This window comes from Lacibacter sp. MH-610 (assembly GCF_045780045.1).
Classification (GTDB): Bacteria; Bacteroidota; Bacteroidia; order Chitinophagales; family Chitinophagaceae; genus Lacibacter.
This window is the reverse complement of the sequence record NZ_CP116002.1, coordinates 2,313,613-2,328,475: the sequence shown is the minus strand read 5'-3', so window position 1 is coordinate 2,328,475 and position 14,863 is coordinate 2,313,613. Positions and strand designations below refer to the sequence as shown.

Here is a 14,863-nt window from a genome sequence, read left to right as displayed (position 1 = left end):
ATGATAACAATAGATAACTACTTTAATAAGGTCAATTCATTAGATTTAAAATCATTACCGGAAGCATTAAGAAAAGGCCATGAATTTATTTTAAAGGCAACCAGTAATGGGTCAAGCTGGGTGTCGTATCATTCCAGTGAGCCGATTAAGAAAACGGTGGATATGTACCTGGCAAAACTGAACGAGTTTGTCAGCAATACTTCAAAAGCCCAAAAGAAACAGGCGAAGAAAGAGGGCGAAAGAAAACAGCATGATGAAGTCATCAAAGAAACTATGCGGAGGCAAGGTATTACAAAGCCTACCAAGTCTAAAAAAAGTGATGAAGATATGCCTGCTGAAGATGGTCCGCAGTTGGTGGAAAGGATTCCAGAAGAGCTTCGGTTTATCCGCCGCTTTGTAAACCTGAATGGCAAGACAAAAACAAAGGATGATTTACTCCGCTTTATCAACGGCCTTCAAAAAGCAATTTTGGAAAAACGCATCCGTAAAACTTCTCCGTATGCCGTGCAGGTAAAATATATCCAGGATAGTCTTGTTAAGACTTTCAATACCATGAAGGCTAAAATAAAGCTGGAAGTAAATGCGAAAACATTAAAAGAGTTTACTGATTTATTAGGTGGAGAAAAAATATATCCTTCTATACAGTTATTGAAGAAGTACATCAACCTGAATGGTAAAGCCGGGATGAAAGAAAAAGCCATTAAACTGGTAAAACAAATGGAAACAGCGGCTAAAAAGCGAAAAGTGAGGAAGGGTGATATGTATGAAGCCCCTTTGCAGCAGGCATATAAAAACCTGCGGGAATTTATTAGTGATAAAAAGCAAAAGACATTACTCATAGAGCAAAGAGAGCTTAATGGTATTGAAGGAGTTTTGGGCTGTGCCTGCAATCCGTTAAACGGTTTTGAAGAAATGCCGGCCATTATGAACAGCATGGATTTTGCCAATATGCAATTTGAAACCATCGGTCTTAAAGGGAAATGGTTTGACCTCATCGGCGACCCATCCTCCAACTTTACCGCAATGGTATTTGGCAAACCCAAAATGGGTAAGTCATATCTCTGCATTGACTTCGCCGGTTACCTGGCAAGGAATCATGGAAAAGTGCTGTATGTGGCAAAAGAAGAAGGGTTGGATATGACATTGCAAAAGAAACTGAATGATAAAGATGTGGCACACCCGAATTTATTTGTTGCGGCTGTATTGCCGGAAGGCTTATCCCCTTATGATTTTATTTTCCTGGATAGCGTAAACCGGCTTGGCTTATTACCTGAAGACCTGAACCGGCTGAAAGCCTTTAACCCAACCAAATCTTTCATTTACATTTTTCAATCTACAAAATTTGGGAATTTTAAAGGCTCTCAAAGTTTCCAGCATGATGTGGATGTGGTGATTGAAGTGCCGGAGAAAGGAAAGGCTGTGCAAATGGGAAGGTTTAATCAGGGAGGGGAAATAGATATTTTTAACGACTAACAATCATAAAAATCCGGTTCCTCTCAACCGGATTTTTCAATTAATAAATCCATATCCAATGAAAACTAAGCAAAACAAGCTGGGCGTTTGTGCGGTTGATATAAACCCCTGTATCATTCCATTAAACCCCGAAATCCTTCACTCCTTCCCCGGTTGTGAACATTACTCAGAAACCGAGGCTAATAATATTATCAAAACCCTAGAAAAACTGAGTACTGTCTGCCACCAGATCATTAAGGCGAAAGAAATAGATATAATTGATAATCAACAAGTTGTATATTTGAATCCAACAAAACGAACTAAATCAAAAGCCGCATGAATACAAGTATTGATTTATTTTCAAAATGGGCTAAAAAGCCTTCGCTTGCTATTGTAAAATCAGGTGAACGTAAAGCCATTGTTTATACCAGGGTTTCCAGCAAAGAACAATTTGATACTAACCTCTCTTTAGAGTGGCAGCGTAAAACCATTGAAGAATACGCAACCCGTCAAAATTTTGAATTGTTGGAATATTTTGGTGGTGTATATGAAAGTGCAAAAACGGATGGGCGTAAAGAGTTCCAGCGTATGCTGGATTATGCCCGCAAGAATAAAAAGGTAACACACATTTTCGTGTACCTGCTCGACCGCTTTTCCCGTACCGGTGGTGGTGCGATTAAACTGGCTAAAGACTTGCGGGAAAAATATGGCATCACCATCATTGCGGTTACCCAGCCCATTGATACCAGCAACCCAGGTGGCGTATTCCAACAGAATATCCAGTTCCTTTTTAGCGAATACGATAACCAGTTAAGAAGACAAAGGGCAATGGCGGGTATCAGAGAAAAATTACAGCGGGGTATCTGGTGCGTGAAACCGCCAATGGGTTATGATATTGTTTATGATAAAACAGGTTTCAGTGACGAAAGAAGCAAAGGGGAAAGAAAGATTATAGTGAATGATACCGGAAAGAAACTTCGCAGAGCTTTTGAATGGAAAGCACAAGGCATGAAAAACGAAGAAATCCTCAGCCGTCTTAAAGCATTAGGGCTAAAAATTTATAAGCAAAAAATAAGTGCCATCTTCTCCAATCCCTTTTACTGTGGTATAATCTCCAATAAAATGCTGGAAGGTAAATTGATTGTGGGTAAACATGAGAAACTTGTTTCGCAGGAACTATTTTTAAAAGTAAATAATGTCCGTGCTGAAGCCAAAGGTAAATATGGCATCCTTCATCAAAAGCATCATGAAAACGTTCCTCTAAAGGTTTTCATGAAATGTTCCGATTGTAGTAGCCCCTATACCGGCTATATCGTAAAGAGCCGGAACCGCTGGTATTATAAATGCCGTTCTAAAGGTTGCTGCAATAACAAGAGCGCTGAAAAAGCCAATACCCATTTCATTAATTATCTTACAAAGTACGCCATTGTCCCACACTTGGTGCAGCCTTTTTTATTTGCCATGAAACACGAAGTTGCCAAACTGGAAACAGCAAAAGTGGACGAAGAAAAACTCTTAAAAAATAACCTGAATGAAGTGCAGAAAAAGATAGATACAATAGAGGAACAATACTTCATTCTGAAGTCCATGCCTGACGAAACTTATCAAAAGTTTCAGGCTAAGCTCACCGAAGAAAAGGCGCAAATCCTCCGAAATATTGACCAGGCTGGTTCAAGTATTTCGAACACAACTGAAGCACTGGAAAAAGCATTGCAATTTTCCCTGAAACTCCCGTCCCTGTGGGGTTCTGCAGATGTCAATCAAAAAGAAATTATCCAAAATCTAATCTTTCCTGATGGCGTAATCTACGACAGGAAAAAAGAAGCATTTCGAACAGAAAAAGTTAATGAAGTATTTCGCTGTATTGCAGTACTAAACAGCAGTTCAGGTGAAAATGAAACAGGACAAACCAGTAATGAAACCAATTTGTCCTGTTCTGTCGGGATGACTGGATTCGAACCAGCGACCTCTTCGTCCCGAACGAAGCACGCTACCGGACTGCGCTACATCCCGTTGATAGATTTATGCAAATTATTTCTTTTTCTGCTGAATTATAAAAACGGCTGGCACGGGCCGTTGCTCTCCCTTTGAACTTGGAGTAATGGTTTCTTTACCATTCACCAGCATACAGCTGCTCCCGCCTCCATCAAGGTTAAGCGCTTCTACACAACCTAAGTCCTGAAATAGCTTAGCCATTTGGGGTAATGACATACCCTCCGCTACTCCGGGGTAACGGCCCTGCACCATAAGAATAATCAATTTACCATCAGCGGTATAGCCCATGGCGGTGCGTGGCTCCAGATTCTCTTTTGCTTTACCGGCAAACATCATTTCTTCATTATTAGTTATTTGAATTTGCCCATTTTGCAATAGAACAGGACCTCCGCCTACTGCAGTTTCCACTTTCCACTTCTTAAAAACACGCTCATAACTTTTCTTTTTTAAAGGGTTTTGGTGCAAAGCATTTGAGCATCTGATAGATTGAATGACATATTTAAATACATGGAAAGAATCTTTATAATAATTACGACTGGATTGAGATATAAAAGGAATTCGCTTTGATGTATCAGCATATACCCAGCCAATATCGGCTGCTCTTTTTTTGTTGATACCAATAGCGGAGCGAAACGGATGGGCATACATGAATGTATCCTTACCTCTTAAGGGAATAGTATGAATGTTGTAATTCACCATCTTTCCATCTTTCACCACCACATTAATACTGTTATTAGTTTCAAATGAAAAGAACGTACAATTCACCACCAGTAATGGCTGCTGATTACGTTCATAAAATGCTGAAGGTGTGATGCGTCTGTTGCGGGTTGTATCCACTGTAAAATCAAGACGCTTATCGTTTAAATCCGCAATTACATAAAAGGCAATATTGGGTTTACCATCTACACTGTCAGTTGTTTTATACACATGAATGGATGATGGCAATGGCGCATACAATGAATCCACATTTACCCATCGCAATTGCGCCAAACAAAAAGGAGAAATGCTGAAAAACAACATTACTCCTGTAACTATTTTTTTTATGCCTGTCATTACATTACCATATTTGCTTTTTCAGCTTCCCATTTTTGTTTACCATACCCGGGAATCACATGTTTTTCACTATGATAGGAAGAACGAACAAGTGGTCCGCTTTCTACATAATCCAAACCGATACTGTATCCGATCTCCCGGTATTCAGCAAACTCATCAGGATGTACAAAACGCTGAACGGATAAATGCTTTTTTGTAGGCTGCAAATACTGACCGATTGTTACTACATCAACACCATTGTTATATAAGTCATGCAAAGTTTGCACTACTTCTTCTTTTGTTTCACCTAAGCCCAACATAATACCACTCTTCACCCTCATGCCGTTTTCTTTCAAATAACGCAGCACATCCATACTTCTCCAGTATTTAGCCTGGATACGAACCTGGCGTGTTAACCGCTCAACCGTTTCTATGTTATGAGAAACAACTTCCGGATGAGCTTCTACAACACGTTGTACATTTTCCATCTGCCCTTTAAAATCAGGTATTAATGTTTCCAGTGTAGTATCAGGGTTGAGGGTTTTCACTGCTTTGATGGTGTTATACCAAATAGTACTGCCTCCATCTTTTAATTCGTCTCTGTCAACTGAAGTTAAAACAGCATGTTTCACTTTCATAAGATGAATCGCTTCTGCCACCCGTTGTGGCTCATCCCAATCAACAGCATCGGGCTTGCCGGTAGCTACTGCACAAAAGCCGCAGCTACGGGTGCAGGTATTACCCAGTATCATAAAAGTTGCGGTGCCTTCGCCCCAGCATTCACCCATATTGGGGCAATTACCGCTTTCGCAAATCGTATGAAGTTTATGGGTATCTACCAGGTTACGAACGTGACGGTAGTTTTCGCCAATGGGTAAGCGTACACGTAACCAATCTGGTTTTTTTACTTTATCGGTAGTGGAAATATCAGTACTACTGCCTCCGGAACAACTCATGCGTAAGAATTAAAGTGCAAATGTAGGTCACTTTCTTTTACCAAAAAGAATCGCCACATAGCTGTTAAAGAAAGTACGGCTGGGAGCGATAAAACCCTGAACATTTACCATTTGATTGATATCACGGGAATAAACTTCTGCATTTACGCCTATTTCAATGGCAGAAACCATTTCATTAAAACGACCGTAGTCAAAACGAAGCGCCAGTTTACCATGTACACCCGGTACAAATTTCATGTCTCTCCATCCGTAACGGAAACCGGTACCCTGGATAATATTGCCGGGTGATAAGAAAGCAGCACTATCAGCCACTGAATACTTTAAGTTTTTAGTTTGATTTTGAGAAACTGCAACAGTAATATAATAGGGCCGTTCAATACCTAATGAAATACCTCCGGCATAGATGGCGTGAACAGATATCCCGTTCTTGTTGGTTTTACCACCAATCATCCGCTGCTGACCGAAAGTGGGTTTTAACTGGTAAAAAATATTTTGCTTGCCATAAACATAAGGTGTGGAGAATTGCAGGAACGGTCCATTATTTACTCCATAGCTAAGCTTCTTTTCCTTAGGATGTTTCTTTTCAGAAAATTCCAATGCAAAGAGATTGGCTACTTTGGGGCTCTTCATATATCCTTTTTCAAAAAACATTCCCCAACCGTCAGTATTCAAGCGGATGCCGAATACATTTTGCTTGTTAAACACAAGTGCCCCTTCTTCCTGCTGACGGATAAGATTATCAATTTTCTGTCTGCGATCCTGGCGCTTTTCATCTTTTGCCATTTGCCTCGGGCTTTGTTTTTTTTCCTGGGCGGAGGCAAATACGGCAAAAGAAAAAACAGTTATAAAAAGAAATAGTCGCTTCACAAGTAATTTTATTTGCATTCGAAAGTAAATTTACAGAATTAAACCAAAGAGACTCCACTGAGTTTCAGGATTCAGGAATTTTATCAAACTAATAACTCTCATATGACATCCCGTATTGTGTATAATGGCGAATTAAGAACAACAGCTACTCACCTGCAAAGTAATACCCCCATAGAAACAGATGCACCGGTAGATAACCAGGGCAAAGGTGAACGGTTCTCCCCTACTGATCTGCTGGCAACATCGCTGGGCAGTTGTATGATGACCCTAATGGGCATTAAGGCAAGGGATATGAATATTGATTTAACAGGCGTAACCATCGACATTCAGAAACACATGAAAGCTGATCCCCGCAGAGTGGGCGGCGTGGAAGTAACCTTTCATTTTCCGGCAACCCTGGCATTGGATGAAAAACAAAAAACCATCCTGCAAAATGCTGCACTTACCTGCCCGGTTGCCAAAAGCATTCATCCGGATATTGAGCAAAAGGTTGTGTTTAACTGGTAAATATCAGTTGCGTTTTAAGAGTGCATTACCGGCTGCACATTCAAGGCAACGCTTTACATCACAATATTGTTTTTTAAGATAAAGCAATGCCTGTGAGTCCAGCGCATTGTTATGCGGCACCTGTGTATCCTGCCACAACCGGGTTATACGGTTGTTTTCTTTGGGCAGCTGCCTTAGCCATTCCAAAGCTTTTTGCTGCACCTGCGGCCGTGTATGTTCTGCTGCGTACACAAACAATAAAGGAATAATGGTATTGATGAGCAGGTTGTTCACCATTACTTCACCCAGGTTTTTTACTTTATAAGGTGATGGCTCCTGCAATGTATAATGCGTGTGCCAGAAATCATTGGCGGTAACATTGAGCATCTTTTTAATTAGCGCAATAGAAGCAGCTTCCAGCACTTTTGAAAATAAATGACTGCTTTCATGCACCAACATGGCCAACTGTGCCAGACGAAGAGTTGGAAAATTGGAAGGCCGCATTCTTAAAAAGTGAAGTGGAAAATGGATGGGTTGCAAGCTGTGTTTCTTTTTGAGATACTGATATTCTTTTTGCAGCAACACCGAATAATCATCTGTAAATGTTTGTTCCAGCAAACCTGCCTGCCCCAGCAATAATGCTTCTAACTGATGAATCTGGTTTTTATGTTTTGCCAGTAAGGTAATGGGTACTGATTGTGCCACTGCTTCTAAGGCATCAGTGTTATGCGGCATCCCGAAATTACGGGCAATCAGCCGCCAGAACACTTCTTCCCAATGACGGTTGGTTTTCTCCAGCAATTGATAGATATGTTGGGATTTTTGTTGTATGCGTTCTGCAATCAACCGCTCTTTCCAACTCAGCCATACAAGATCAGGTACGGAACTGATGAAGGAACTGCAGGGAATCTGCTCCTGCTGCTGCATCAATGCAGCATATCGGTTCAATAAACTTTGTGCTACCCTGCTTTTTAACTCCAGTACGGTTTCATTAGCCGGGCCATCATGCTGCCAAACAACATGGAGAATTACATTTTTATAATGCACATCGTTTGTATGTCCGTGTAATTGCCAATCGCTGGTGCGGAGATGCAGTTCTACTGTACCTGCCAGTTGAAGTTGATTGATGCGGATGCGTGCATTGGTGAAATCAGGGCCCTGGTTGGTATTGTGTGTGCCGGCAAAGAGTACTTCCACTGTTTCGCCGGTGGTTGTAAGCAGATGGTCTTTGTTGAAGTACTGGTGTTGCCAGATAAATTGCAGCAGGCGTTCGTTCATAAATTGGAATTGAAGATTTGGAAATCAGAAGATGCGACTACAACCTGCTTCAAATTAAGAAAGAGATTATAAAAATGCAAACTCTGTTATCAAACCTGCCTGTTGGTAGACAGGTCTTCAACTGCTTAGTCTTCAAATTGACGTAATGCTTTTATTACCCTGCTCACGGGTAAACCCATTACATTGTAAAAATCACCTGCCACTTTTTTAATACCCACCACACCTATCCATTCCTGGATGGCATAAGCGCCGGCTTTATCGTATGGTTGATAATGATCTACATAATATTCAATCTGCTCATTGGTGAGATGATGAAACTCTACTTCTGTAATATCTTCAAAAGAAAGTTCTTCTGTTCCGTTTAGTAGCACCACACCAGTAATAACCCGGTGGGTTTGTCCTGAAAGTTTGGCCAGTGTTTCAATCGCCATTTCCCTGTTAGATGGCTTGCCGATGATTTCATCTTTCAGCACCACCACGGTATCCGCAGCAAGTATGATGCGGTCATGACTCAACTCATCTTTTACAGCCAGTGCTTTATTGCGGGCAATATAAACGGGCACCTTTTCAATTGCAAGTGTTGAAGGATAGAGTTCATCTGTTTCTTTTACTATCACATCAAAAGGAACTTCAGCCCATTCCAGCAATTGCTTTCGGCGGGGAGATTGTGATGCCAGTATGATGCGTTCCATCATCCGAAAAATTTAAAAAGTATCATTGATAAAATGCCGGTAAAAATCACCACTTTAATCCAGGTACTCAACTTTCCGAATTCAAGGGGCGTTTTACTTTTCATTAAAAGAAAGAGTGCATAAGCAGCGGGTACGATGATCAGCAAAAAATTATAGGCTGCTGGCACCCACATTGAAAACTGGAGAATATAAAAAAGAACGATGAGCAATAATGCCAGCAGGATAATCATCCAGATACTTACAAACACTTTCGAAAACTCAACACCCCACACAATAGGCATCGTACGGCAGCCATATTTCCGGTCGCCTTCCATATCTTCTACATCCTTTACTACTTCACGGATGAGTGTAATGATGAAAGCAAAAGAAGTATAAAGTAAAGCAAGTCTTAACAACTTGTGCGAAGCGGCTTCTGTTGTTTGCTCCCTGAAAAGTCCGCCCATATAATTATGCGCAAAAAAATAAACTACCAGTACCGTCCATGCTGTGAGCATAGAGATGAGAATATTTCCGCTCAGCAGTTTTTTCTTAAACGTAGTACTGTAAAACCAAAGCACCACAACACAAACAATATTGGCAAACCCGATAAACCAGTTATTACTCTGCAGGCCGATGTAAAAACTGATAAGAATACCGGCCATGGAAAAAAACATATGCAGAAAAATAGCCCAGCGGCGGCTTACTGTTTTATCTACCACCATGCGTGAAGGCTTATTCACAAGGTCAATGTTCAGGTCAAAGTAATCATTGATAATATAACCGGCAGCTGCAATAAGAATAGAAGCAAGACATAAGAGGTAAAACAGAATTCTGAATTCACGGGGCATGTAAATACCATTAAACAAAACCGGTTCTACTACGCCATAAAAAAACAATACCTGTGTGAGCAGTATGAACAGCAGGTTAGGCCAGCGAACCAACTTCAGAAAACCAAGCAATGCACTCATGAAACATATTTATAATTATACAGCGGCTGTATCCGTTGAGGATAGTACCCAATCATCATTAAGCCGCAATACTTTTTCAATCACTTCCCTTACACAACCCTTGCCCCCGCTTTTGGTGGAAATAAATTTTGAAACAGTCTTGATATCATTGACAGCATCATTCGGGCAACAGGGCAACCCTACCTGCTTCATTACTTCCAGATCAGGAATATCATCACCCATAAACAACACCTGGTTCCACAGCAGGTTGTGAGCTAAGAGGTATTGAGCCAGCACTTCTTCTTTATCTTTTACCTTCATGTACACATTACGGATGCCCAGGTATTCCAGTCTTTCTGCACAGGCTTTTGAACTGCTGCCGCTGATGACTACAACATGATATCCTTTTTTTACCGCATGCTGTAATGCATAGCCATCTTTAATATCCATGGTACGTACAAACTCCTGGCCCGGCAAAATAAGCAGCGAACCATCCGTAAGAACACCATCAAGGTCAAAAACAAATGCTTTTATGTTTTGAAACTGCTCTAATAAATTCATACGTATCAATATTTAACGAAGTTCCTTGTTTTTATGATACATTTTTAAAATGCTGTTTGAAATTGTTTTGTACAGATCCTGCAGCTCCGGTTCATTGTTGAGCAGTTGCAGATGTTTCTGGATGGTTTGTTCATCTCCCCTGCGGGCCGGGCCGGTTTGCAGTTGCCGTGCAGCTTCAGTCTTTAATCGTTCGGCTGTTTCCATAATTAAAGGATGCAGCATTTGAAAAGACAATTGATGCCCGTTGCAATACTGCTCTGTTACAGCATACAGATGATTGGTAAAATTATTAACGACTACCGCAGCAAGGTGTAACTGCATGCGTTCATCATCACCCGCCACCAGAACTTGCGTAGAAAGTGTGGCTGCAAAATCAGCCAGTAACACTTTTACTTCTTCCGAATTTCCATCAACCAAAAAAGGGATTTCAGGAATTGTACGAAGCTCCTTCCGCAAACTCTGTAAAGGATACAACACTCCATAGTTAGGTGAAGCGCCTTTTAAAACATTCATGCTTACAGCACCTGCTGTATGCACCAGTATTTTTTTTTGAAGGGACAGTTGAGCAGCAATACCTGCAACGGCATCATCGGTTACTGATAAAACACAGAGATCAGCAGATCTGTCGATCTCCTGCAAATCAGTAAGAACCTTGGCATTCACTTTTAACGCAAGCTCCTGTGCATGCACAGTGTTTCTGCTCCACACCTGTAAGATGGTGTGGCCTTTGGAGTGCATGAGTTGTGCCAGTACGGTTGCTGCATGCCCGCTGCCGAGTATCACTATATTCATGAAAGGGGAATCAAGTAACTTGCAGCCACAAGATAATCAACCCATGAACTTTGCACAAAAATTAGTGATCGGTTATTACAGCACCAAGTTTAAACTTTGGAGTAAGCTATCCAAACGCAAAGCAGCTGAGACAGCATTTGATCTTTTTTGCAAGCCTGTTCCCTCTGCTCCACGAAAGACACCGGCCATCTTTGAAAAAGCTGAAAAACTGCATGTGCGTATGGATGGTTTGAAACTGGTGGGTTATCGTTGGAACCATCCGCAACCCAAAAAAGTGCTGATACTGCATGGATTTTCCAGCACCATTAAGAAGTTTGATCATTTTGTAATGCCATTAGTTAAGAAAGGATATGAAGTGGTGGCTTTTGATGCGCCGGCGCATGGTGAAAGCGAAGGTAAACGGATTAATGTACTCAGTTATATGCAGATGATTGAAACGGTGTATGAAAAATTTGGTCCGTTTCAAAGCTTTACGGCACATTCTTTTGGCGGTTTAGCGCTGGCATTATTTATGGAACGGCAACGCTACCAGGATCATAAAAAGATGGTAGTAATTGCACCGGCTACAGAAACCTCCTCCGCATTAGATTCATTTTGTGAACTGCTGCGCATTGATGCAGACGTAAAAGAAGAAATGAGGCAGGTGATTTATGAAAAAAGAAAGGAGTGGCCGGAATGGTACTCCATCCGCAGAGCAGCTCACAATATTAAAGCTGAAGTGTTGTGGATTCATGATGAAGACGATTTACAAACGCCGTGGGCAGATGCGGAGAAAGTAATGCAGGATGCACATCCTAATTTTCAATTTATGGTAACCAAAGGTTTAGGTCACCGGAAAATTTACAGGGATAATAAGGTGAAGAAAGCGGTGATGGAGTTCTTGTAAATGGATAATTGGTTAGATGATAGTTGATAGTGAACCATGAACTTTAACCTGCATCTTTTACTAAGCAATGCTGTAATTGAAACCATAGATGCCACATGCACATGCTGTGAAACGAGCGTGGCAAGGAACGATGCCATTTGTACAAATGCCCGTTATAAAAAAAAATATTTCACTTTTTAAGCCTTGCTTTTTGTTTCAAAAAATGTCTGAAACATTATCATTTATCCATTAACTCATTATCCATAATTCCTCCTTTTTCTTTGATTTATGAATGATTTTATAATATTGCATCGCCGATGTCCTCCAAAAAACCGGTTTGCAACAACTAATTATGGCAAAGAATTTATTGATCGTTGAGAGCCCTGCAAAAGCAAAAACCATCGAAAAAATCCTTGGAAAAGATTTTGAGGTGAAGAGTTGCTATGGCCATATCCGTGACCTCGAAAAAGATGAAATGGGTATTGATGTAGAGAATGAATTTGAACCACGTTACATCGTTCCCGATGAAAAAAAGAAAGTGGTGAGCGATTTAAAAAGCCTGGCTAAAAAAAGTGATGAAGTATGGCTGGCAACGGATGAGGACCGTGAAGGAGAAGCCATCAGTTGGCATTTATGTGAAGTACTGGGTCTTGATCCACGCAATACCAAACGCATCGTGTTTCATGAAATAACCAAACCTGCCATTCAAAAAGCCGTGAACAATCCTCGTTTTGTGGATATGAACCTGGTGGAAGCACAGCAGGCACGCCGCATATTAGATCGTATTGTTGGTTTTGAACTCAGCCCTGTGTTATGGCGCAAGATGAGTATGCGCAACAATTTAAGTGCCGGCCGTGTACAAAGTGTGGCCGTACGATTAATTGCGGAGCGTGAAAGAGAAATCAACGCCTTTGTTGCATCCTCGACCTTTAAAATAGAAGCGTTGTTCACTGCCAAAGACATGGGCGACCGCAACGTCACTTTTAAAGCAGAAGGTAAAAAAGCAAACACGGCGGATGATGCGGAGAAATTTTTGAACAGTTGCAAAGGCGCTGACTACACTGTTACCGATATTGCAGTTCGGCCCGGCAAAAAATCACCGGCTCCTCCTTTTACAACTTCTACCTTACAACAGGAAGCCAGTCGTAAACTCGGCTACAGTGTAAGCCGTACCATGACGCTGGCACAGAAATTATATGAAAGCGGTAAGATCACCTACATGCGTACGGATAGTGTGAACCTGAGTGATACTGCACTTGGCGATTTAACACGTACGATTAAAGGTATGTATGGCGATAAGTATCATCAGTTCCGCAAGTACAAAAACAAGAACGAAAGTGCACAGGAAGCGCATGAAGCTATTCGTCCCACCTACATGGAAAATACAAGTGTGGAAGATGAAGATTTGCGTCGCCTTTATGAACTGATCTGGAAGCGTACCATGGCTTGCCAGATGGCAGATGCTGAACTGGAACGCACCACCGCAACGATTGAAGTCTCTACCAATAAAGAAGAACTGAAAGCAGAAGGTGAAGTATTGAAGTTTGATGGCTTCTTAAAGGTGTACCGTGAAGACCGGGATGATGATGACCTGGAAGAGGAAGCCATGGAAGGTATGTTGCCTCAATTGAGTGTGGGACAAAAATTACCATTGGTAGAAATGAATGCCACAGAACGTTTTACCCGTCCGCTGCCAAGATATACGGAAGCTTCACTGGTAAAGAAACTTGAAGAACTCGGTATCGGCAGACCAAGTACCTACGCTCCTACTATTTCCACCATCTTAAAACGTGGTTATGTGGAAAAACGGGATAAAGAAGGTGTGTTGAGAGATTTCCGTGTGCTGCAGTTAAAGAACAATGTGGTGAGCAAGGGCATGGAACAGGAAACTACCGGTGCTGAAAAGGCGAAACTGTTTCCGAGCGATCTGGGTTTGGTAGTGACGGATTTCCTGAAGCAGTATTTTGATGATATTATGGATTACAGCTTTACGGCACGTATTGAAGAAGAGTTTGATGAAGTGGCGGAAGGAAAGCTGAAGTGGAATAAGATGCTGAAAGATTTCTACAAACCGTTTAAAAAGGATGTAGAAAAAACCATAGAAACCGCAGAGCGTATTAAAGGTGAACGGGAATTGGGTACAGAAGAAAGCAGCGGTAAAAAAATTGTGGCTAGGATGGGTCGTTTTGGCCCGATGGTACAGATTGGCGATGTGAATGATGAGGAAAAACCACGCTTTGCAGCATTACGTAAAGATCAAAGCATTGAAACCATTACGCTGGAAGAAGCGATGAAGTTGTTTGAGTTGCCCAGAACGCTTGGTGTGTTTGAAGGCAAAGAAGTAAGTGTGAATGTGGGTCGCTTTGGTCCGTATGTAAAACTGGACGATCAGTTTATTTCCATTCCCCGTGGTGAAGATGTGATGGAAGTAACACTGGAGCGTGCAGTTGAGTTAATTAAAGAAAAACAAAACGCCGATGCACCGGTTGCCTTTTATGAAAGCAAACCGGTAACCAAGGGCAAGGGACGTTTTGGTCCGTTTATTAAGTGGGATGGCATGTTTATTAATGTACCCAAGCGGTATAATTTTGACAAGCTGAGTGAAAATGATATCAACGAGTTGATTGAAGCCAAGGTGGCGAAGGAAGCCAACCGCTTTATCATACGCTGGCCCGATGAAAATATTGCAGTAGAAAATGGACGCTGGGGACCTTTCATCCGCTTTGGTAAAAAAATGCTGAAGGTGGATAAGAAAAAGGATGGCGAAAAATATACGGCTGATGAACTGGCCATGATGCCGGTGGATGATATCAAGAAAATGATTGTGGTGCAAATGCCCGGCGCTTTTGATAAAAAGACGAAGGCCGCAGCGAAGAAAGCCCCTGCTAAGACAGCGGTGAAAAAGAAAGCAGCGGTTAAGAAGAAGGCGGCGAAGAAGAAGTAAAATCAATCTTCATTAAG

General features: G+C 41.5%; 13 protein-coding genes, 1 tRNA gene and 1 pseudogene. 6 read left to right on the top strand and 9 right to left on the bottom strand.

Annotation, left to right across the window (positions count from 1 at the left end):
* From PDL71_RS10695 to PDL71_RS10685, 3 genes and pseudogenes are all read left to right on the top strand, one after another.
* Positions 1-1,473 (top strand): hypothetical protein, encoded by a 1,473-nt coding sequence (locus PDL71_RS10695; RefSeq protein ID WP_407520801.1) that lies wholly within the window; start codon positions 1-3, stop codon positions 1,471-1,473.
* Positions 1,474-1,531: 58 nt separating this feature from the next.
* Positions 1,532-1,792: a hypothetical protein gene (locus tag PDL71_RS10690; RefSeq protein WP_407520799.1), complete on the top strand. Its 261-nt coding sequence runs from the start codon at positions 1,532-1,534 to the stop codon at positions 1,790-1,792.
* Positions 1,789-2,601: pseudogene (locus tag PDL71_RS10685) on the top strand (recombinase family protein); the annotation flags it as partial. The gene PDL71_RS10690 and the pseudogene PDL71_RS10685, both read left to right, overlap by 4 nt.
* A gap of 790 nt (positions 2,602-3,391) precedes the next feature.
* Here the strand turns inward: PDL71_RS10685 and PDL71_RS10680 are convergent.
* The 4 genes from PDL71_RS10680 to PDL71_RS10665 form a co-directional block, all read right to left on the bottom strand.
* Positions 3,392-3,465, bottom strand: a tRNA-Pro gene (locus PDL71_RS10680).
* An 18-nt stretch (positions 3,466-3,483) separates the two neighbouring features.
* Positions 3,484-4,500: a phosphodiester glycosidase family protein gene (locus PDL71_RS10675; RefSeq protein ID WP_407520797.1), complete on the bottom strand. Its 1,017-nt coding sequence runs from the start codon at positions 4,498-4,500 to the stop codon at positions 3,484-3,486.
* A complete protein-coding gene (gene lipA / locus PDL71_RS10670) occupies positions 4,500-5,435 on the bottom strand; it encodes a lipoyl synthase (protein ID WP_407520795.1) in 936 nt (311 codons plus the stop codon). Before lipA ends, PDL71_RS10675 begins: the two co-directional genes overlap by 1 nt.
* A 27-nt stretch (positions 5,436-5,462) precedes the next feature.
* Positions 5,463-6,320: a hypothetical protein gene (locus tag PDL71_RS10665; protein ID WP_407520793.1), complete on the bottom strand. Its 858-nt coding sequence runs from the start codon at positions 6,318-6,320 to the stop codon at positions 5,463-5,465.
* A gap of 84 nt (positions 6,321-6,404) precedes the next feature.
* Between PDL71_RS10665 and PDL71_RS10660 the strand changes: the two genes are divergently transcribed.
* Complete coding sequence (locus PDL71_RS10660; protein WP_407520791.1) at positions 6,405-6,809, top strand: OsmC family protein; 405 nt, start codon at positions 6,405-6,407, stop codon at positions 6,807-6,809.
* A gap of 3 nt (positions 6,810-6,812) precedes the next feature.
* On the opposite strand, the gene PDL71_RS10655 is transcribed toward PDL71_RS10660, so the two are convergent.
* The 5 genes from PDL71_RS10655 to PDL71_RS10635 all read right to left on the bottom strand — a co-directional run bounded on the left by PDL71_RS10655 (position 6,813) and on the right by PDL71_RS10635 (position 11,037).
* Positions 6,813-8,066 (bottom strand): DUF2851 family protein, encoded by a 1,254-nt coding sequence (locus PDL71_RS10655; protein WP_407520789.1) that lies wholly within the window; start codon positions 8,064-8,066, stop codon positions 6,813-6,815.
* Positions 8,067-8,191: 125 nt separating this feature from the next.
* Positions 8,192-8,761 carry a Maf family nucleotide pyrophosphatase gene (locus PDL71_RS10650; protein ID WP_407520787.1) on the bottom strand — a complete coding sequence of 190 codons (570 nt, stop codon included), beginning with the start codon at positions 8,759-8,761 and terminating at the stop codon, positions 8,192-8,194.
* Positions 8,758-9,705 carry a geranylgeranylglycerol-phosphate geranylgeranyltransferase gene (locus PDL71_RS10645; protein WP_407520785.1) on the bottom strand — a complete coding sequence of 316 codons (948 nt, stop codon included), beginning with the start codon at positions 9,703-9,705 and terminating at the stop codon, positions 8,758-8,760. Before PDL71_RS10645 ends, PDL71_RS10650 begins: the two co-directional genes overlap by 4 nt.
* 15 nt (positions 9,706-9,720) lie before the next feature.
* Positions 9,721-10,245, bottom strand: coding sequence for a KdsC family phosphatase (locus tag PDL71_RS10640; RefSeq protein ID WP_407520783.1), 525 nt, complete (start codon positions 10,243-10,245; stop codon positions 9,721-9,723).
* 12 nt (positions 10,246-10,257) lie between these two features.
* Positions 10,258-11,037, bottom strand: a complete 780-nt coding sequence (locus PDL71_RS10635; protein ID WP_407520781.1) for a Rossmann-like and DUF2520 domain-containing protein — start codon at positions 11,035-11,037, stop codon at positions 10,258-10,260.
* Positions 11,038-11,056: 19 nt separating this feature from the next.
* Between PDL71_RS10635 and PDL71_RS10630 the strand changes: the two genes are divergently transcribed.
* Together PDL71_RS10630 and topA are read left to right on the top strand one after the other, a co-directional pair.
* Positions 11,057-11,923 carry an alpha/beta hydrolase gene (locus PDL71_RS10630; protein WP_407520779.1) on the top strand — a complete coding sequence of 289 codons (867 nt, stop codon included), beginning with the start codon at positions 11,057-11,059 and terminating at the stop codon, positions 11,921-11,923.
* Between the two features lie 331 nt (positions 11,924-12,254).
* The gene (gene topA / locus PDL71_RS10625) at positions 12,255-14,846 is read left to right on the top strand and encodes a type I DNA topoisomerase (protein WP_407520777.1); all 2,592 of its coding nucleotides are present in this window, start codon (positions 12,255-12,257) and stop codon (positions 14,844-14,846) included.
* Positions 14,847-14,863: the final 17 nt, after the last annotated feature.

Coding starts and splice junctions, on each gene's coding strand:
- PDL71_RS10695 (WP_407520801.1), top strand. CDS start 1: ATGATAACAATAGATAACTACTTTAATAAGGTCAATTCATTAGATTTA.
- PDL71_RS10690 (WP_407520799.1), top strand. CDS start 1,532: ATGAAAACTAAGCAAAACAAGCTGGGCGTTTGTGCGGTTGATATAAAC.
- PDL71_RS10675 (WP_407520797.1), bottom strand. CDS start 4,500: ATGACAGGCATAAAAAAAATAGTTACAGGAGTAATGTTGTTTTTCAGC.
- lipA (WP_407520795.1), bottom strand. CDS start 5,435: ATGAGTTGTTCCGGAGGCAGTAGTACTGATATTTCCACTACCGATAAA.
- PDL71_RS10665 (WP_407520793.1), bottom strand. CDS start 6,320: ATGCAAATAAAATTACTTGTGAAGCGACTATTTCTTTTTATAACTGTT.
- PDL71_RS10660 (WP_407520791.1), top strand. CDS start 6,405: ATGACATCCCGTATTGTGTATAATGGCGAATTAAGAACAACAGCTACT.
- PDL71_RS10655 (WP_407520789.1), bottom strand. CDS start 8,066: ATGAACGAACGCCTGCTGCAATTTATCTGGCAACACCAGTACTTCAAC.
- PDL71_RS10650 (WP_407520787.1), bottom strand. CDS start 8,761: ATGATGGAACGCATCATACTGGCATCACAATCTCCCCGCCGAAAGCAA.
- PDL71_RS10645 (WP_407520785.1), bottom strand. CDS start 9,705: ATGAGTGCATTGCTTGGTTTTCTGAAGTTGGTTCGCTGGCCTAACCTG.
- PDL71_RS10640 (WP_407520783.1), bottom strand. CDS start 10,245: ATGAATTTATTAGAGCAGTTTCAAAACATAAAAGCATTTGTTTTTGAC.
- PDL71_RS10635 (WP_407520781.1), bottom strand. CDS start 11,037: ATGAATATAGTGATACTCGGCAGCGGGCATGCAGCAACCGTACTGGCA.
- topA (WP_407520777.1), top strand. CDS start 12,255: ATGGCAAAGAATTTATTGATCGTTGAGAGCCCTGCAAAAGCAAAAACC.